This window comes from Alteromonas australica, assembly GCF_000730385.1.
GTDB lineage: Bacteria > Pseudomonadota > Gammaproteobacteria > Enterobacterales > Alteromonadaceae > Alteromonas > Alteromonas australica.
The window spans coordinates 1,181,173-1,199,893 of sequence record NZ_CP008849.1 but is presented as its reverse complement, the minus strand read 5'-3'; the positions used below and the strand labels follow the sequence as shown (position 1 = coordinate 1,199,893).

General features: G+C 46.6%; 18 protein-coding genes. All 18 read right to left on the bottom strand.

Annotated features, from left to right (window positions below; translation table 11 throughout):
- Positions 1-5: 5 nt before the first annotated feature.
- Positions 6-770 carry a ParA family protein gene (locus tag EP13_RS05200; RefSeq protein ID WP_044056362.1) on the bottom strand — a complete coding sequence of 255 codons (765 nt, stop codon included), beginning with the start codon at positions 768-770 and terminating at the stop codon, positions 6-8.
- A 35-nt stretch (positions 771-805) separates the two neighbouring features.
- A complete protein-coding gene (locus tag EP13_RS05195; RefSeq protein WP_044056361.1) occupies positions 806-1,936 on the bottom strand; it encodes a protein-glutamate methylesterase/protein-glutamine glutaminase in 1,131 nt (376 codons plus the stop codon).
- A gap of 30 nt (positions 1,937-1,966) precedes the next feature.
- The gene (locus EP13_RS05190) at positions 1,967-4,189 is read right to left on the bottom strand and encodes a chemotaxis protein CheA (protein WP_044056360.1); all 2,223 of its coding nucleotides are present in this window, start codon (positions 4,187-4,189) and stop codon (positions 1,967-1,969) included.
- A gap of 12 nt (positions 4,190-4,201) precedes the next feature.
- Complete coding sequence (locus EP13_RS05185) at positions 4,202-4,957, bottom strand: protein phosphatase CheZ (protein ID WP_044056359.1); 756 nt, start codon at positions 4,955-4,957, stop codon at positions 4,202-4,204.
- 34 nt (positions 4,958-4,991) lie between these two features.
- A complete protein-coding gene (gene cheY, locus EP13_RS05180) occupies positions 4,992-5,375 on the bottom strand; it encodes a chemotaxis response regulator CheY (RefSeq protein WP_012517682.1) in 384 nt (127 codons plus the stop codon).
- A 36-nt stretch (positions 5,376-5,411) separates the two neighbouring features.
- The gene (locus EP13_RS05175) at positions 5,412-6,143 is read right to left on the bottom strand and encodes an RNA polymerase sigma factor FliA (protein WP_044056358.1); all 732 of its coding nucleotides are present in this window, start codon (positions 6,141-6,143) and stop codon (positions 5,412-5,414) included.
- Positions 6,140-7,006 carry a MinD/ParA family ATP-binding protein gene (locus tag EP13_RS05170; protein ID WP_044056357.1) on the bottom strand — a complete coding sequence of 289 codons (867 nt, stop codon included), beginning with the start codon at positions 7,004-7,006 and terminating at the stop codon, positions 6,140-6,142. The genes EP13_RS05175 and EP13_RS05170 overlap by 4 nt, the downstream gene beginning before the upstream one ends.
- Entirely contained in the window at positions 7,003-8,412 is a 1,410-nt protein-coding gene (gene flhF, locus EP13_RS05165) for a flagellar biosynthesis protein FlhF (RefSeq protein WP_044056356.1), read from the bottom strand. The genes EP13_RS05170 and flhF overlap by 4 nt, the downstream gene beginning before the upstream one ends.
- Before the next feature lie 29 nt (positions 8,413-8,441).
- Positions 8,442-10,541 carry a flagellar biosynthesis protein FlhA gene (flhA, locus tag EP13_RS05160; protein WP_044056355.1) on the bottom strand — a complete coding sequence of 700 codons (2,100 nt, stop codon included), beginning with the start codon at positions 10,539-10,541 and terminating at the stop codon, positions 8,442-8,444.
- Positions 10,542-10,638: 97 nt separating this feature from the next.
- Positions 10,639-11,763: a flagellar biosynthesis protein FlhB gene (gene flhB / locus EP13_RS05155; RefSeq protein WP_044056354.1), complete on the bottom strand. Its 1,125-nt coding sequence runs from the start codon at positions 11,761-11,763 to the stop codon at positions 10,639-10,641.
- 50 nt (positions 11,764-11,813) lie between these two features.
- Positions 11,814-12,593 (bottom strand): flagellar biosynthetic protein FliR, encoded by a 780-nt coding sequence (gene fliR, locus EP13_RS05150; RefSeq protein WP_044056353.1) that lies wholly within the window; start codon positions 12,591-12,593, stop codon positions 11,814-11,816.
- Between the two features lies 1 nt (position 12,594).
- Positions 12,595-12,864: a flagellar biosynthesis protein FliQ gene (fliQ, locus tag EP13_RS05145; protein WP_013785095.1), complete on the bottom strand. Its 270-nt coding sequence runs from the start codon at positions 12,862-12,864 to the stop codon at positions 12,595-12,597.
- An 8-nt stretch (positions 12,865-12,872) separates the two neighbouring features.
- Positions 12,873-13,631: a flagellar type III secretion system pore protein FliP gene (gene fliP, locus EP13_RS05140; RefSeq protein WP_044056352.1), complete on the bottom strand. Its 759-nt coding sequence runs from the start codon at positions 13,629-13,631 to the stop codon at positions 12,873-12,875.
- Positions 13,624-14,043, bottom strand: a complete 420-nt coding sequence (fliO, locus tag EP13_RS05135) for a flagellar biosynthetic protein FliO (protein WP_044056351.1) — start codon at positions 14,041-14,043, stop codon at positions 13,624-13,626. Before fliO ends, fliP begins: the two co-directional genes overlap by 8 nt.
- A gap of 28 nt (positions 14,044-14,071) precedes the next feature.
- Positions 14,072-14,473, bottom strand: coding sequence for a flagellar motor switch protein FliN (gene fliN / locus EP13_RS05130; protein ID WP_044056350.1), 402 nt, complete (start codon positions 14,471-14,473; stop codon positions 14,072-14,074).
- A 17-nt stretch (positions 14,474-14,490) separates the two neighbouring features.
- A complete protein-coding gene (fliM, locus tag EP13_RS05125) occupies positions 14,491-15,549 on the bottom strand; it encodes a flagellar motor switch protein FliM (protein WP_044056349.1) in 1,059 nt (352 codons plus the stop codon).
- Positions 15,550-15,562: 13 nt separating this feature from the next.
- The gene (gene fliL / locus EP13_RS05120; RefSeq protein ID WP_044056348.1) at positions 15,563-16,102 is read right to left on the bottom strand and encodes a flagellar basal body-associated protein FliL; all 540 of its coding nucleotides are present in this window, start codon (positions 16,100-16,102) and stop codon (positions 15,563-15,565) included.
- Positions 16,103-16,226: 124 nt separating this feature from the next.
- Positions 16,227-18,467 carry a flagellar hook-length control protein FliK gene (locus EP13_RS18860; RefSeq protein ID WP_052364293.1) on the bottom strand — a complete coding sequence of 747 codons (2,241 nt, stop codon included), beginning with the start codon at positions 18,465-18,467 and terminating at the stop codon, positions 16,227-16,229.
- Positions 18,468-18,721: the final 254 nt, after the last annotated feature.

The window sequence follows — 18,721 nt, the reverse complement described above, 5'->3', positions numbered from 1 at the left end:
CTAGGTTATTTCTCCAAAACCTCTAATAATTTTGCATAGGCCGTGACACCACGTGTTTTCGGGTACGCGACTGAAATAGGTAACTGTACAAGACTTGCATCTCTAAAGTGAGTATCAACGGGCACAACACCTGTCCAAACCCGCTCGCCGTAATCGGTCATGAGTCGTTCACGAGACGCCAATGCGGCATTAGTACGTTTGTCAAACATGGTCGGAATAATGACAGTATCAAACGACTTTTGTAATGAGCGCCCCATAATTTCCATGGTTCGAATCATGCGATCGAGACCTTTTAATGCTAAGTACTCGGTTTGCGTTGGCACAATCACTTTATGGCACGCTGCAAGTGCGTTAACCATTAATACCCCAAGTACAGGCGGACAATCAATAATGACTACATCAAACTCGTGCTCTACCTTGGCCAGTGCCTTTTTCAGCACTAAACCCATACCTTGTTCGCTCCCCATGGTTCTATCTAGGGTAGCTAATGCCATTGTCGCGGGCAATACGTATAGGTTGTCCAACTTGGTAGGACACAAACAGTCCATCACTTTATCGGCAGATATGTCTGGAGATTGAATAAAAATATCGTAAACCGAATGACTTAGCGCTTCTGCATCGATTCCAAAATAATAACTTAAAGACGCGTGGGGATCAGTATCGACCATAAGCACACGCTTCCCCGCCTGTGCCAATAATCCACCCAGTGAAACGGTTGTCGTGGTTTTCCCTACCCCGCCTTTTTGGTTTGCAACTGTCCACACCTTCATTACGATATTCCTAGCAAAATTAATAAACGCGCGACTTACTTCATTTCAGTTTGGATACAGGTACTCATATCGTCAATATTGATACTTTTTTCCGAGACACCCGCCACTGCAACGGCTTGCGGCATTCCATATACCACACAAGAAGCTTGATCTTGTGCCCATATTGTCGCCCCTTTGTCTTTCAATACACGACAGCCCTCTCGGCCATCAGCCCCCATTCCGGTCAGGATTACACCTAGTACGTCTCCGCCATAGGCTTTTGCTAGCGTTCCAAACGTTAAATCAACGCTGGGTTTGTAGCTAATTTTGTCAGAGGGATTCGCATCTGTAATGGCAATCGTCTTTTTAACACCTTGCCCTTCAATAAGCATCTGCTTGCCCCCTGGCGCCAAATAAGCAACACCAGGTTTTAGCACATCGCCATGCTCAGCCTCTTTCACCCCAATATGGCAGTGAGTATTAAGCCGCTGCGCAAATGCGTGAGTAAACGTGCCAGGCATATGCTGAACCAATAATATCGGGTACGGAAAATCTGCGGGCAGTGGCGTGAGTACTTTCTGAAGCGCTACGGGTCCGCCTGTAGAGGCACCTATAGCAAGACACTGGTACTTTTTACCTGACGCCTTTACCGACGATACTGTGGGCTGAGTGACAGCCTCTTTTCTACCCGACAATAAACTGGACGACTTTAAAAAGGGTTGCCTAGGTGCATTGGCGGGCAGCTTGCGAGTTTCTATCCGCTTGAGTAAAGGCCGACTTAAGCCCCCACTTCGCCGTGCAATTAACCGCACCTTAGTACATAACATGCGAGCTGCGTCTTTTCTATCCTTAGCGATATCTTCAAACTTTTTAGGAAGAAAGTCTAAAGCACCTGCTTCAAGTGCGTCTAAGGTCGCCTGCGCGCCATGATGTGTAAGAGATGAAAACATTAAAATAGGCAGTGGTCGCTTGGCCATAATTGCTTTAACGGCAGAAATCCCGTCCATCACGGGCATTTCTACGTCCATTGTCACAACATCTGGCGCTAACGCGTCAATTTTCTCTAGGGCTTCTCGACCATTCTTGGCTTCGCCAACAACTTCTAGCTCTCTATCATCGTCAAGTATCTCGCGAACCCGACGACGATAAAAAGACGAATCGTCCACCACCAGGACTTTAAAGACCATGGATGTATATTTCCTATTTGTTTCGTCGTTCTACTTTAAAGGTTTACGCGCGTACCGTTTAAGTAAACTTGGAATGTCTAGGATGAGGGCGATACCGCCATCAGAAGTGATTGTAGCGCCAGCCATGCCAGGCGTTCCCTGTAACAAGGCATCTAGCGGTTTAATGACGACTTCTTCCTGTCCAATCAATGCATCTACTACAAAACCAACTTGCTGCGTGCCTATTTGAACGACGACAACGTGACCTTTTTCTTTATGAATATTTTTAGGGCCACGAATTAACCATTCACCCAAGAAGAACAACGGTATCGCTTTAGAGCGCACAATCATTGTTAACTGGCCATCAACGGTATTGGTCTTTTTGATGTCCATATTAATGATTTCGTTAACCGCGCCTAAGGGTAAAGCAAAAGTTTGCTTGCCAACGACAATCATCAGTGTGGGCAGGATAGCTAAGGTTAACGGAACCTTGATATCAAGGCGCGTACCTTTGCCCAACTGTGAGTCGATGTTAACCGTACCATTCAGTTGATTAATCTTGGTTTTCACTACGTCCATGCCTACACCACGCCCAGAAATGTCACTGATTTCTGTTTTCGTGGAGAAGCCTGGCGCAAATATTAAGTTAAACGCTTCAACGTCAGACATTCTCGCTGCGGCATCGGCGTCGAGTACACCACGACTTATCGCAATGTCTTTTAGCTTGTCAGGATCCATCCCCTTACCATCATCTTCGATAGTCAGTAGGATATGGTCCCCTTCTTGAGAGGCCGACAATTTGACTGTTCCCATGCGAGGCTTACCAGCCGCAGCACGGTCATCTGGCATTTCGACACCATGGTCTACCGAGTTTCGAACTAAGTGAACCAATGGATCAGCCAATGCTTCTACTAAGTTCTTATCTAAATCGGTCTCTTCACCTTCTAGTTGCAGCGTAATTTCTTTTTTCAGGCTTCGCGCCAAATCTCGTACAACGCGAGGGAAACGCCCAAACACTTTCTTGATGGGCTGCATGCGCGTTTTCATCACCGCACCTTGCAAGTCACCGGTAACCACGTCGAGATTGGCGATGGCCTTTGTCATGCTTTCGTCATTGGTATTAATACCAAGACTTAGCAATCGGTTACGTACCAATACCAGTTCACCCACCATATTCATGATTTGATCAAGGCGTTTGGTGTCAACCCGAACCGTTGTCTCTGCTTGCGGCGGAGCTTGCGCGGCTTTTTTATCGTCTTTCTTAGCGGCTTCTTTCGCTGCTGGAGCCTTAGCTGCCGGCGCTTTGGGCGCTGGCGCGGCCTTCGGTGCAGATGCAGCCGCTTGCTGTTGCTTCGCCTTTTGTACCGCTTGAGTCGCCTTCTCGTCCACAGGCGCTGGGGCCGGTTTAGAGGGAGCTTCCTCTTTCTTCGATGGCCCTTGTCCTGAGCCATGAAGTTGATCTAGCAGTGCTTCAAACTCATCATCAGATATTTCGTCGTCTGAACCTGCTGGTGCAGTAGGTTGTTGCGCTGCGGGTTTTGCCGGCTCGGCGGCCTCTTCATTACTGAATTGACCTTTTCCATGAAGCTCATCGAGCAGTGCTTCAAATTCATCGTCTGTAATATCGTCACCCCCGGCTGGAGGCGTTGGCGTTGGCGCTGCAGGCGCTGGTGCCGCTTTGGACGCTGCGCCAGGTGCACTAGAGCCGTGAAGCTCATCAAGAAGTGCTTCAAATTCGTCTTCGCTTATATCGTCAATACCACCGTCAGATGCAGCTTCCTGAGCCGCTGGCTCTTCAATGGCAAACTCTTCTTCTGGTGCCTCACTACTCGGCGCTGGCGGGGCAGACGCGTCATCGTCACCGAAGATATTCTCCCCTGGCGTTTCAGGATGACTTAACTTATGCAGTGTATCGACTAACTTCGCGTCTGCGGGTACAAGAGGCTCGCGCGATTTTACATTTTCGAACATCTCTACAACCACATCGGTGGCTTGTAATATGATGTCCATAAGCTCTGGTGTTAAGGTTCTTTGACCGTTGCGCATGACGTCAAAAACATTTTCTGCGCCGTGGCAAATTTCAACCAACTCAGTGAGTGATAAAAATCCTGCTCCACCTTTGACAGTATGGTAACCCCGAAAGATTGCATTTAATAAATCTGCATCCTCTGGATTGTTTTCAAGATCAACGAGCTGTTCTTGTAATTGTTCAAGTATCTCCCCGGCCTCAACCAGAAAGTCCTGTAATATATCCTCGTCAACATCAAACGACATGCGCCCGCTCCCCTAAAAACCTAAGCTAGACAAAAGGTCATCAACATCATCTTGGCCAGACACAACGTCATCTCGCGTGTCGGCATCGATAATGGGGCCTTCCGCCTCTACACCATCGATCTTCTTGACCGTTTCGACCGGTGTTTTCGTCTGTTCAGATGTCTCAGGCTCACCAAACATAGTAAGCATGTTTACTAAGCTATCTTCAACTTCCTTAACCAAATCTATAACCCGGCGAATCACTTGCCCGGTCAGGTCCTGATAACCTTGTGCCATTAACACTTCGGTCAGTAACTGTGTAAGTTTAGCTGATTGTTCAGCGCCGTCTTCCAACAATTCGTCTAAATCTGCACATAAAGCTTTGAATTCGCCTAGTTCGATTTGACGGCTCATTAGTTTTTTCCACTCTGGCATCACGCTGCTTATGCGTGAACTTAATAGTTCAGCAATTGGCATGCTGGCCTCAACGGCATCCATAGTGGTATTTGCGGCTTTTTCTGTTTCTTCAATGACATAGGTAAGACGCGATTGCGCATCGGGAATATCATCATTGGCCAAGTTTTTGATGCGATCATCAATTTGGAAGTTGTTTAACGCGTCGTGAAGTTGGCGCGTCAATTTTCCAACCTCGGCGAAGAGCTCAATAGACTCTTTCATTGACGCCGCTTCTAAGATGGCATTAGCTGAAGCAGAATCACCCTCTTCCAAATAGGCAACCAATTGTTTGGCTTCTTCAAGGGTAATAGGAACATTTACTTGTGTTGACATCCAGTAAACCTCATATCTCTGGTGAGCGTCTGGATCAACCTAAACGTTCGAAAATTTTATCGAGCTTCTCTTTTAACGTAGCAGCAGTGAATGGCTTAACAACGTAACCGTTTACACCGGCTTGCGCTGCCGCAACAATCTGCTCTTTTTTCGCTTCTGCTGTTACCATTAACACAGGCAAATGCTTAAGCTTATCGTCAGCGCGAATTGCGCGTAACAGATCGATGCCTTGCATGCCTGGCATGTTCCAATCGGTTACTACAAAATCGAAATCGCCTTGCTGTAGCATAGGTAAGGCGGTACTGCCGTCATCCGCTTCCTGGATATTGGAGAAACCCAAATCTTTAAGCAGGTTTTTTATGATACGTCTCATGGTAGAAAAATCATCAACCACAAGAATTTTCATACTTTTATCCAAAATAGCCTCCGCTGAGGGGTTAATTGTTATTAATATCTATTCTTCGTCAGCTTGCCACGACTTCATTCGTGATTTGAGTTTTAACATGGCCTGACTGTGAATTTGACTGACTCTTGACTCACTCACATCAAGAACTTCACCTATTTCTCTGAGGTTCAGTTCTTCATCATAGTATAAAGACAGCACTATCGCTTCTCGCTCTGGCAAGGTAGTAATCGCATGCGCTAACGCTTTTTGAAACGCACCTTGCATCAAATCCTCTAGGGGCGCGTCGGAACCACGATTTTGCTCGGTAGAAATCACATCTTCCGAAACACCTAAATCTTCAATGCCTACCAACTTGCCTGCATTCACTTCATTCAGCATTTGATGATAGTCTTGCATGCTGACATTTAGCTTAGCAGCAATATCTACATCCCGCGCGTCTCTGCCTGTTTCACTTTCGACTAATGAAATGGCCTCGGTGATGGCACGACCATTTTTATGTACCGAACGTGGTGTCCAATCACCCTTGCGTATTTCATCTAGCATGGCGCCGCGAATACGAATACCGGCAAATGTCTCAAAACTTGCGCCTTTCGAGCCATCGAAATTTCGTGCTGCTTCTAATAAGCCAATCATTCCCGACTGGATAAGATCATCTACCAACACGCTGGCAGGGAGCCGGGCCATCAAGTGATGGGCTATTCGTTTTACTAGTGGAGCGTGACGCTCTACGAGTTGCGACCTATCTGTTTGTTGTTGATAAGCGGCTGCCTTGCTATTCAACGCTGATTTCCTACTGCTTTATCCGACACCAACTGCTCTATAAAGAACTCTAAATGGCCACCTGGTTGCGCGGGAATAGGCCATGACAATGCTTTATTCGCCAACTGACCAATAGCTACCGCTGCGGGCGAGCTTGGGTACGCATCTACAATAGAAGTTTGCTTTCTCACCGCTTTACGGATGTTCTCATCAAAGGGAACTGTCGCCACTAATTCTAAGGCAACATCAAGAAAGCGCCCGGTTACTTTTGATAACTTACTAAATAACTCTTGCCCTTCGCGCACGTCACGCACCATGTTTGCCACAATTTTGAAGCGAAACACACCGTGCTCTCGGTTGAGTATTTTTATCAGCGCGTAAGCGTCGGTCAGTGATGTTGGTTCATCACAAACTACCACCATGATGTCTTGTGAGGCTTTTGAAAAACTGAGCACCATATCTGAAATACCGGCGGCGGTATCGACAATAAGCACATCAATTTGCGAGCGTAACTCACTGAACGCGCGGATTAACCCGGCATGTTCAGTAGGAGACAACTCAGCCATAGACTGCGTACCTGAAGTGGCTGGCGCAATCTTTATTCCGTGTGGTCCAGTGACTAACACCTCATCTAAGGTGCATTCGCCAGACAGCACATGGGATAAGTTCTTTTCTACCCTAAGCCCAAGCATGACATCAACATTGGCCAAACCTAAGTCTGCATCCAATACCATGACACGCTTTCCTTGCTTTGCCATCGCAATAGCGGTGTTAAGCGTTATATTTGTTTTACCGACGCCACCTTTACCACCGGTGACTGCGATAACCTTGATTAACCGTGATTGCTTCATTTTTCGTAAGCTACTCGCTTGATCGTCAATCATACTGCTCGTGCTGTTCTGATCACATTATTGCTACTAGTATGATTCAAACCATACTTTTTATAAAGCTTTGCTGCAGCAGATACTAAAGATTTTGCTTCAGCAACCTTAATATCTTCTGGTACTTTCTGTCCATCGGTAACATAGCTTACTGGAAGCTGATACTCTACCGCAGCACTAAGCACTTCCCCTAAAGAGTAGCACTCATCTAGCTTCGTGAAGATACACCCATTTAACTCAATGCCATCGTACGCTTCAATAATACGCTGTAAAGCAGGGTATTGCGTATTCGCTTGCGCCACTAAGTATTTTTTCACCGGCTGCATTTGACCGTTTTCAAATTGCTGAATTTGCTTAATTAATCGGCTATCTCGCTGACTAAAACCGGCGGTGTCAATTAAGACTAGTCGCTTGTGGCGTAATTGGAAAAGCAAATCCGCTAATTCTTCGCTACTTTGTGCTTTTCTCACGGTACAACCAATAATCTTTCCGTATGTCGCCAACTGCTCGAACGCGGCAATACGATAGGTATCTATTGTAATCATTGCTACTGAATCTGCGCCGTACTTTTGCGCATAGCGAGCAGCAAGTTTAGCAACGGTGGTTGTCTTACCTGTACCGGTTGGCCCAACTAACGCAACCGCACCTTGTTGGGTAAGTATATCGTTACCTGTGACATTAATGCGATTAGCCAATAGGTTTAGAAGATACACCCAAGCATCACGTTCATTATAGTGAGCTGGTGTATAACTAATCAATTGTGAAGCTAAAGAATGACTTAGCCCCATATCAGTAAGACGCTGTATTAAATAATGATGAACCGGCTGCTGACGGCGCTGCTTGGCTTCCATCAAGTCGGCCACTTGGTGCTGCAACACATTGCGCAGCGATGCCAACTCTTCTTTAATTTGAGCCAGTTCACCGCTAGATTGCGTGTTGCTGTCGTCAATACTTGCCGCTTGATGGGAGGGAAAAGAATCAGCGGCTGGCGTAGATTCAACTTCATCAATAAAGGCTTCAGAAAAATCAAGGTGAGAGGCTATATCGTTAGCGTGTTGTGGATTTCCGCCGACTGGCCGTGCCTCATCCTTGTAAGCACTGGCTTTAGTCGCAGACTGGTTTTTTCCACCATGCTGCTTTTCCAATAAGGCTTTTAGGCTATCTGGACCATCATCTCCAATGATTTCGCTTAAACTAGGCATTGGCTGTTGCTGGGGTGTGGATGCCGCCTTTTGCGCTGGTTTAGACACAGACAGTTTCGCTTCAGGCTCTTTGTCATAGGCTGCAACCAGCTCAATACCATCGGCGACTTTACGGTTAGACATGATAACAGCATCGCTGCCTAACTCAGCCTTAACCTGACTTAATGCTTCACGCATATCTTTGCCAAAAAAACGTCTGATTTTCATTGCACCCTCTCCAATCACCCAGCGTCAGATTATTGACCTACCGAACTGACTATTTTTATCTGTTTATCGTCAGGCACTTCTTGATACGAAAGTACATGTAGGCCTGCAACCGAATATTTTAAGAAGCGAGACAGTACTGGACGCAACATGCCTGACGTGAGTAATACTGCTGGCTCACCCTCAAGCTCTTGTTGCTGACTAGCTTGTTGCAACGATTTCTGCAACTTATCGGCTAGTCCTGGTTCAATTCCAGCGCCATCTTCACCACCCGCTTGTAGAGACTGGTGCAACATCTGTTCCAACTCTGGCGCCAAGGTTATGACAGGTATCTCTTTCGCCCCTTGCGTTATCTCTTGAACAATTAAACGCTTAAGCGCGATACGCACCGCAGACACCAACACGTCTGGGTCTTGGCTTCTAGGGCCATACTCACTGAGGGTTTGCACTATGGTACGCATATCGCGGATGGGCACGCCTTCAAACAACAAGGTCTGAAGAATTTTAACTACCGTGCTTAATGGCAATACCTCCGGCACCAGCCCTTCAACCAATTTAGGGTGTTGTTTAGCGAGCATATCCAGTAGCTGTTGCGCCTCTTCATGTCCTAATAATTGATAGGCATTGTTGGTCAGCAATTGGCTTAAATGTGTGGCGACTACCGTGGCTGCGTCAACCACGGTATATCCCAATGTTTGTGCATGCTCTCGCTTAGTAGGTTTAATCCAAACCGCATCAAGCCCAAACGCAGGGTCTTTCGTTGCCCGACCGTCGAGTTTGCCAAATACTTGACCTGGGTTAATAGCGAGCTCTTCATCATGGCTAATTTGCGCATCGCCAATATTTACGCCAAGCATAGCAATAGTGTAGGTATTCGGCTCAAGGTCTAGATTATCTCTAATGTGCACAGGCGGAATAAGAAAGCCCAGTTCTTGAGATAACTTTTTACGAACCCCTTTAATCCGGGTAAGTAACTCACCACCTTGAGATTTATCAACCAAAGGAATTAATCGATAGCCGACCTCTAAACCAATGGTGTCGACCTGTTGAACATCATCCCACCCCAGTTCCTTCACCTCAGGCGCTACGGTTTGCTCGGTATTCGTGTTGGCTGGCACTTTGGGTTCTTCAGCTTTTCGTTTCGCCACAACACCTTGCCAGTAGGCGAAGCCCGCTATGATGGCGGCAAAGCCTAAAAACGCGACATGCGGCATACCAGGAATAATCCCCATCACGAACAATACGCCCGCCGCAATATATAGCGCTTGATTGTTGCCTAGCTGGCTGCGGATTTCTTTACCCATTTCTTGGGTTTCATTTTCACGGGTAACGATAATGGCAGTGGCGACAGACAATAATAAAGACGGAATTTGCGCCACTAATCCGTCACCAATAGTGAGGATGGTGTAAACTTCAATAGCCGTTCCAAAACTTAAACCATGTTGAATCATGCCAATAAATAAGCCACCAACAATATTAATAAGCATGATAAAGAGGCCGGCTACCGCATCCCCTTTTACGAATTTTGATGCACCATCCATTGAACCGTAGAAGTCGGCTTCAGCGGTAATTTCCTCTCGTCTTTGTCTTGCTTGATCTTGATCGATGTACCCAGCATTTAGATCAGCATCTATTGCCATCTGCTTACCTGGCATTGCATCTAACGTAAAGCGAGCACTAACTTCAGATATACGGCCAGCCCCTGCTGTCACCACTTTAAAGTTAATGATAAGAAGAATCGCGAAGACCACGACACCCACTGCATAATTTCCGCCAATCACCACAGCGCCAAACGCTTCAATCACCTTCCCTGCCGCATCGCCACCTTCATGACCATATAGCAACACCACCCGCGTGGACGCTACATTTAGTGCCAAGCGCAATACTGTGGCGATAAGCAAGACCAAAGGGAAAATGCCGAAATCTACTGGCTTCTGGGTAAGTACAGCCACCAAGATAATGACGAGTGAAAGGGCAATATTGAAGCTAAATAAGACGTCAAGAAGAAACGGTGGCATGGGAAGAATAACCATGCCCATGATAGCGAGTAATACAATGGGGGCGCCCAAACCGCTGGTAAATTGCTGCAGCTGATTTTTATCGAATCGCTGAAGATAACCGGATAACTGCATTTCGTGGTGTCTCTCTATCAGAAAATTGACGCTTAATTGCTTTCTAATAGAGCTACTTCAACTACCGTGCCATCTTTGTTGCACAGGTTTTAGCCGTTTATCGGCGTAATTCTGGCGGAATCGGTAAGTCTCGATTGAGGGGTTTTGGTCGCTTGCCTTTGCCCGAACGATGGGCTTTTAGCTGGTAAACATGGGCAAGCACTTGCGCCACCGCCATAAATAAACCGTTGGGCACTTCATCATCCACTTCTGTGGAGTAATAAATAGCGCGAGTCAGTATGGGGCTGGGTATCAAAGGAACATCGTTGGCCGTTGCAATTTTTCTGATATGCATAGCCAGTTCATCCGCTCCTTTAGCAACCACTACGGGGGCTCTTGAACCACTTTCATCATACTTGATAGCCACAGAATAATGTGTGGGGTTGGTGACCACAACGTCGGCATTAGGCACTTCTTGCATCATCCGCCTTGTTGCCGCCTGATATTGAAGACGACGAATGCGGTTTTTCACCATTGGGTTACCTTCCGCATTTTTGTGCTCGTCCTTCACTTCCTGCTTGGTCATTTTCATTTCTTCGTTGTGCTTATACATCTGGTACGGCACATCAATAATAGCGATGGGGATCATGGCGCAGGCTAGGATTAGAAACGCCCATTGCAACATATCAAGCGCGTGAAAAATGTTTCTGGGGTAAAGCTCCATATCTAAATGAAGTGCCTCATCTTGAAAATAAAGAAGTGCACCTATTGCCATGCCTATCACCACCACCACCTTCGCAATAGATTTCAGCAATTCAACCAAGCCATTGGTACCAAACATGCGCTTAAAGCCACTTAAGGGGTTCATTTTAGAACCTTTAGGCTTGGTCCCTTCCCAGGTAAAGTTGTAGCCCCCCAGAGCGATAGAGCCATAAATGCCTGCAATCATTGCCACTATCATATAAAGCAACACCGGTGATGAGATGGACGTAAAGGCTTCGCCCCACGCAGCAAACATGTGAGTGGTGTCGTATGTTTCGTCTCGTGATAACACAAACATGCGTTTCGTCAGCGCAAACAAACTTTCCGCAATCCAACCGCCCATAAAGATGAACATGAATGCACTGACAATAAGAACAAGCGTGGTTGAAAGCTCGCGAGAGCGAGCCACTTGGCCTTTCTGTCGCGCTTTCTCGAGCTTTTTCCCCGTGGGGTCTTCTGTTTTTTCGCTTGAATCTGCCATTCTCTATAAGCTCTACTGTTCTACTTTATTACTCATGCTACTTCCCTCAACTAGGGGCATATGCGCAATAGCTGACACATAAACTGTTCGGCACGGTACCATTGTGTTTCAAAATGGGCAGTGAAATTGTCCAGGGTAATCCAAATGATGAATAAGCCCATCACTTGCGCAATTGAAAAGCCAATACTGAAAATGTTCAGCTGAGGGGCTGCTTTGGTCATCACACCGAAAGCAAGGTTCACAATGAGTAACGATACAATGGGCGCCAGCGACAAGGTGAGCGCTGACACAAACATCCACCCGCCCCAATGCGCGATAGATTGGAATTGTTCTGCCGACCACCATGCCTCGCCCACTGGAAACGCATGAAAGCTCATCACAATCATTTGAATCATAGAAAGATGGCCATCTAAGGTCCAAAACAACAAGGTGGCTAAAATCAAATAAAACTGGCCCACCGCCGGCACGTTAATGCCGTTTACCGGGTCAACAATTGATGCAAACCCCAAACCGGTTTGCATCGCAATAACCTGCCCAGCCAATACAAATGTATTCAGTACCATCATGGAAACAAAGCCAATGGCTAATCCAATCACTAATTGCTGAATACCCAGCACAAAAGTGCCCACATCCACCAATTGGGTGATTGGCGAAGGAGGAACAACGGGCATGATAATCAGCGTGAGCATGATAGACAAAAGAGCTTTCACTGGCGTAGGGATTGACTTACCACTGAAACCAATCATAGCGGCAAATAGCCCGCTAATGCGCATAAAGGGCATTAACATGTCCGCTAAAAACTGGTTTATGGTAGACAGCTCAAAAACCATATTAGCCAACAACCTGAGGGATCATTTCTACCATATGAAAGGTAAAATCCATCAACTTCTGTACGAGCCAGTTACCGCCCCAACTCAATGCTAAAAGGGTGACCAACAAACGCGGCAGGAAGCTCATGGTTTGCTCGTTGATTGAAGTCGCAGCTTGGAATACCGCCACGACTAACCCCACTATTAAGCTAGGCACAATGACCGCCGATACCAGTACGATTACCATGAACATGGCTTCTCTGAGAATCTCTACAAACACCTCGGGAGACATAAGCCCTCCTAAACACCCATACCAAAACTCGTGGCAAGGGTTCCGAATATTAGGTTCCAGCCGTCGACCAATACGAACAACATAAGCTTAAATGGTAAAGAAACGATCATAGGTGATAGCATCATCATCCCCATTGCCATAAGAATTGACGCCACGACTAAATCGATGATCAAAAAGGGAATGAACAACATAAAGCCAATTTGAAAGGCAGTTTTCAGTTCACTGGTTACGAATGCGGGGATCAGAATCGTCATAGGGACTTCATTGGTATCGGCATATTTACCTTCATCCCCAGCAATGCGTACGAAGGTCTCCAAATCTTTCACCCGAGTCTGCGAAAGCATAAATGCGCGCATGGGGCCCTTGGCCTGTTCAAGAGCATCTAGGCTAGTGAGTTCTTCGTTGAGATAGGGCTGCAAGGCCCTTTCATTCACTTGCTCAAATACCGGCGCCATAATAAACATGGACAAAAAAAGGCTCACCCCGATAAGTATTTGGTTAGAAGGTGATTGTTGAAGCCCAATGGCTTGACGCAATATAGACAGCACAACAATAATGCGGGTGAACGACGTCATCATCATGATAAAGGCTGGAATTAAACTCAGCGCCGTCATGATGAATAATGCCTGTAGGGTCATTGTGTAGTCTTGAGACCCATCCGCGTTTGTCACCACTTTTACCGCGGATATCCCCTGCTGAGCAAAAGCGGGCTCACTCCATGCCACTAAACCTACTAACGCGAAGCATAAAGCAAATAACCTACGCATCCCTGTTATCTCCTTTTTTAATCTCAGGATTTATTTTTCCTGCCATTGCTGCAATGAGTTTTTGTTTAAATCGCGCGGCGCCATCTGCTTTTATATTGTCTTTGGCAGGTATCGGCGTGTCGAGTTTACTTAAATGCGTAATCGTATGACTCGTCACCCCAATCAGGTGCTGCTCATCGCCTACTTCAATCACCATTATTTTTTCTCGCGCACCCGCCACCATACTGGCCACTACCTTCACATGTTGGTTACCTATGCTGGCGACATTAAACCGTCGCGCCACGTAAGCGAGTGCGAATATCATCGCCACAACCACTAATAAAGAGAGGAAAATTGACAGTACCGAGGTAGGATTTGTGATTGATTGGGTTTCTTGCGCACCCACTGACTGAATAAAAACAAGGGGCAGCAAAGCGCAACCCCTTAATGTAAAAGAAGTTTTATCTGAGCTTCTTAATTCTCTCAATTTGACTAATAACATCCGTTAATCGAATACCGAATTTATCGTTGACCACTACTACTTCACCATGAGCAATCAACGTGCCATTTACCAATACATCTAATGGTTCACCGGCAACACGATCCAGTTCCACCACAGAGCCCTGATTCAACTGTAGCAGATTTCGGATACTTATTTGACTACGACCGACTTCCATCGATATGGTAACCGGAATATCCAGTATCGTATCGAGTTTCTTTTTTTCTTCCTGAGTTATGGGTGCATCATCAGTGAGTTCGTCAAGTTCAGCAACTTGAACATCATCATTTTCCTGCTCTGCGTCCTCAGACTCAGCCTGCTCCGCCATAGCGGCAGCCCAATCGTCCATACCATCTTCACTCATGGGACTCTCCCCTTACCTTAAAGGTCTTCTTCGAGTACTTGCAGCTCAGCGTCATTATCGATAATACGCCCGCCGCGGGTTAATAACTGTAATTCAGACTTCACAGAAGTCGGCCGCGCAATTTTTTCCACTATTTTCAACGCCAAGCTGTCACGTGAACGCCCAAGCTTTGCTCTAAAAGTAGGAAGGTCTTCAATTAGCACGGTAATGGTTTCTGGCATTTCCACCGGAATGATATCCCCCGGTTTAAATTCCATAATATCCCGTAACGGCACATCCACATCTAGCATGTGTGTGGTAAGTGCAACTTTTACGTCCATAATTTCATCGCGAAGCGCTTTGCTCCAACGTAAATCGGTATCTTCTTTGTCGCTTTGTACCCCTGCATCTAGAAGCTCTCGAATGGGCTCTAGCATGGAGTAAGGCAAAGAGACATGAAAGTCTCCCCCGCCGCCGTCTAACTCAATATGAAATGAGCTAATCACCACGACTTCCGTGGGGCTGACAATATTTGCCATGGCAGGGTTAACTTCAGAGTCGAGATATTCAAACGACACATCCATAACGGGCGCCCATGCTTCTTTGTAATCTTCAAAGATGATTTTAAGCAGCATCTGAATAATACGGCGCTCTGTAGGGGTGAATTCTCGCCCCTCAATTTTGGCGTGATAGCGTCCATCCCCGCCAAAAAAGTTATCAACCAAAATGAAAACTAAACGGGCTTCCATGGTGATAAGCCCGGTCCCTTTCAGGGGGCGGAAACGCACCATGTTTAAACTGGTGGGTACAAACAAGGTATGTATATACTCACCAAACTTTATCATTTGAATGCCGTTAATCGACACTTCTGCGGAGCGGCGCATCATGTTAAACAAGCTCACCCGCATATGCCGGGCAAAGCGCTCATTTACAATCTCAAGCGTAGGCATTCGCCCACGGACAATCCTATCCTGTGAGGAGAAGTCATATTCGAGGGTAGAGGCGTCGGCGTCTGTACCGCCTACCTCATCTTCCTCTACATCATCTACCCCATGTAATAGGGCATCGATTTCATCTTGAGATAATAAATCACTCACCGTCTTCTACCTGTTATTGCATGACAAAGCCAGTAAACAAGACACGTTCTACAACGTCATGCCCTGCAATATCTTTGAGGACTTTCTGTACCTCATTAACAGCTTGTTCACGCAGTTCAATTTTACCCGCTTCCGTCACAAGGTCGTCTGCATTAGCCGAACTAAACACTTGCAACAAGGTGCCCTCAATGAGTGGTATATGGGTTTTTGCCAACTCTTCGTTGTCGCTACCACGCACTAATAACTGCACTTTAATTTGCACCAACCTATCTCGACCTGAGCCGGGCACGTTAAACACGAAAGGACGAGGCATAGCAACATACAATGCCGTGCCCACTTCAGCCTTCGTTGAAGGCGCTGCTTCGCCAGCCGCTTGTGCGGCTTGGGCATCGGCTTCAGCTAATTGCTCCGCAGCAGGTTCATCACTGCCTGAAAATAGAAGAAAGTACGCCGCCGCTCCACCACCAAGTAGCACAACTGCAACAATAATGATTAACATCATTTTGCCTTTCTTTTTGCCACCTTCTTCTATTTGTAGTTCTTCTTCAGCCATGTCTAATCCGTCATAAATGCAAGAGGCTTTGTATTATCAAGTTTCACCCGGAAATGGCAATGCCAATTCGTAGTATATTTCTCGGACTTAATGCATTTCCCCGTTAATTAGCGGGTTATAAACACTAAGCATAGTAATCAATTCCACCTTTTGCTTGCCGGGTCACCGCTTGCTCCACCACGTGAGTGTCATCTGCGCCATCCGACATTTCATCGCCATTTTGCTGACCATTGCCTGAACCTGCAAGTTGCTGGCCAGACTCTCCAGATTGCGACGAATTATCTTTTCGCACCTCGGCATCGCCCAACTCAAGCCCTTGCTCTGCTAACATTTCTTTTAATCGTGGCATGGCATCAGCAAGCGCGTCTTTTGCCTGCTGGGATTGAACCACAAAACTTACGCTTGCCGCGTCTCCGCTAACATTCACCCTTACTTGCATACTACCGAGTTCTGGGGGGTCAAGACGAATTTCGGCCATGGTATTTCTGGCATTAACCATCCAACGAATTTTTTCGTTAAGTTGCTGCTGCCCTTCCGGCTTGTGAATGTTTACGGCCTTATCAAACCCTTCAAATTGTTGCTGTTGTTTTGACGCTTCACTTTTAAGCTGACCATTTTCCACCAACTGGGTGTCAACATTCATCATTTGGCTTTGTAAAGCTTGATGCGCTGCGCCTTGGGTTTGATTAACCAGTTGCATAAACTGCCCAACTTGCGCCTCTGTTTGTGCGTTTAGCTGCTGCATTTGAGCACTGGAGAGCCCCGCTTCGTTAGCGGCACCATCTATAATTGATTGCAAGTCGATACCTGGCTCTCTGCCCTGAGCGATTTGTTGTTGGTACTCATTAATACCAGCTGCAATACTGGTTTTAATCGCTTCTTGTTGCGCTTGAGTGGCGGAAGGTACACTGGCTGCCAAGCGTTGCGCAATAGCTTCCGTGGCTTTCTGCGCACTTTCTGGTGACATGCTTGCGAGCATATTTGTTAGTTCATCGGCCCACGTTCCTTCTAACTCCGCTAAATTTGGCGTTAGCACTTCGTTCTCAGACCCCATTGCCTTAGGATCCGCCGTTGCCGATTCTGGTATTTTTACGCCATCGGTCTGTTGAAGTTGGGCTAAGGCATCTTTCATCAAACTAAGGACTAACACTTCGTCTTCAGACAACGACGCCAACGAAAGGGTTTCGGCATCGGTTAAAGCGGGGTCGCCATTCAAATCCGTTGATACGCTGGAAAACTGAGCAAGTAAGGCGTCCAGTTCCGTATTCCACGTGGCATTTTCACTAGACGTGTCTTGAATGACCGCGGTTAAAGCTTTTAAAGTGGCAAGCGCCTCATCGGAAACCTCATCATTGTCTTGCGTTAATTCACCCATTAATTGCTGAGTAATCGATAGCACCTCTTCCCCTAAAAGATGAGGCTTATCGCCGTCGGCCATCGAGGCGGAGGCTTCAGCGTTCAAGGCCTCTAGCATTTCTGCGAGATAGGCGTTATCTGCCATCGCGCCGTCTTCGTTAAGGAGCTCGTCGAAAGTAGCAACCTGGGGGTTAGTTTCGCCTGTTTCTGCGTTTGCCGATTTACCTTCGCCTTTAGCCGCTAATACTGCGTCTACGTAGTCAATCCAGCGGGTTGCATTCTCGTTTTCGGTATTCACCTCGTCATCAGTGACGAGGTGACTTTTAACAGGTAAGTCTGCGCGAATGAAAGTGTCTTCCTGCTTTTCACCATTTAATAGTGCATGAAGCCGTTCTTTCAATGCGTCGGGTGTAGGTTTTTCGGGTGAGAGTTCGCTTTCACCCGAAAAAAGTGAGTCTTCGCTAGCGTCTTGAGTCACATCGCTATTGTCTAATTCGCCGATTAAAGAGCTCTCATCTGTGCTGTCAATAAGCGGCTGGTTTGCAGCATCACTCTTTTCGCTTTGCGCTAGGTTATCTTGGTCATCGAGTGCTGCTTGCTGAGCGCCTTTTGTTTCGTCGTCGGAAACTTGATGACTAGCAGCTTTGTCTTGCTCGGGTTTCGCACTTGATTTGCTGGCGTTTTCTGCATTGTTTTTCGTTGACGCTTGAAGCTCGCGATTTTCTTTTCGCTGAAGGTTTTCTTCTCGCTGAAGGCTTTCTTGTCGCTGAAGGCTCTCTTCTCGCTCAAGGTTTTGTTCTTGCTCAAGGCTGTCTCTTCGCGCTAGCTTTTTTTCCTGTGCCAAGTCTTCTCGTTTGAGGCGAGCATCATCAAAAGCTTGTTGGAACGCCTGGTTATTTTGCGAGCGCGACTCAGCGCTAATACCTGCCTCTACGGCTTTTGCCGGTTTACTAGTGGCAAAAGGTAAAGCGGCAGAGTCTGTATTTTGTGCGGCAACTTGTTGCATCATAATATTTACATCCTACGCTGGCATTGCATGCCAATGGCTATGCCTTCTCACACGATTACAAGCTTCTACAATTTCTATAAAATCAGCAACATAGAAATTTTAAATTGTGTCCTTCCTGAGCAAGCGAATAGCGTAACAAGGTGAATAATTATCACCTATGCAATCGGTGACATTAACTAATATAGGGTTATTGCAAAGGGTGTTCCAAGGTAGCGGAAGTCGTTAAAGAAAGTAAGAATTCAACGGAATACTGA

Coding starts and splice junctions, on each gene's coding strand:
- EP13_RS05200 (WP_044056362.1), bottom strand. CDS start 770: ATGAAGGTGTGGACAGTTGCAAACCAAAAAGGCGGGGTAGGGAAAACC.
- EP13_RS05195 (WP_044056361.1), bottom strand. CDS start 1,936: ATGGTCTTTAAAGTCCTGGTGGTGGACGATTCGTCTTTTTATCGTCGT.
- EP13_RS05190 (WP_044056360.1), bottom strand. CDS start 4,189: ATGTCGTTTGATGTTGACGAGGATATATTACAGGACTTTCTGGTTGAG.
- EP13_RS05185 (WP_044056359.1), bottom strand. CDS start 4,957: ATGTCAACACAAGTAAATGTTCCTATTACCCTTGAAGAAGCCAAACAA.
- EP13_RS05170 (WP_044056357.1), bottom strand. CDS start 7,006: ATGATTGACGATCAAGCGAGTAGCTTACGAAAAATGAAGCAATCACGG.
- flhF (WP_044056356.1), bottom strand. CDS start 8,412: ATGAAAATCAGACGTTTTTTTGGCAAAGATATGCGTGAAGCATTAAGT.
- flhA (WP_044056355.1), bottom strand. CDS start 10,541: ATGCAGTTATCCGGTTATCTTCAGCGATTCGATAAAAATCAGCTGCAG.
- flhB (WP_044056354.1), bottom strand. CDS start 11,763: ATGGCAGATTCAAGCGAAAAAACAGAAGACCCCACGGGGAAAAAGCTC.
- fliR (WP_044056353.1), bottom strand. CDS start 12,593: ATGGTTTTTGAGCTGTCTACCATAAACCAGTTTTTAGCGGACATGTTA.
- fliQ (WP_013785095.1), bottom strand. CDS start 12,864: ATGTCTCCCGAGGTGTTTGTAGAGATTCTCAGAGAAGCCATGTTCATG.
- fliP (WP_044056352.1), bottom strand. CDS start 13,631: ATGCGTAGGTTATTTGCTTTATGCTTCGCGTTAGTAGGTTTAGTGGCA.
- fliN (WP_044056350.1), bottom strand. CDS start 14,473: ATGAGTGAAGATGGTATGGACGATTGGGCTGCCGCTATGGCGGAGCAG.
- fliL (WP_044056348.1), bottom strand. CDS start 16,102: ATGGCTGAAGAAGAACTACAAATAGAAGAAGGTGGCAAAAAGAAAGGC.
- EP13_RS18860 (WP_052364293.1), bottom strand. CDS start 18,467: ATGATGCAACAAGTTGCCGCACAAAATACAGACTCTGCCGCTTTACCT.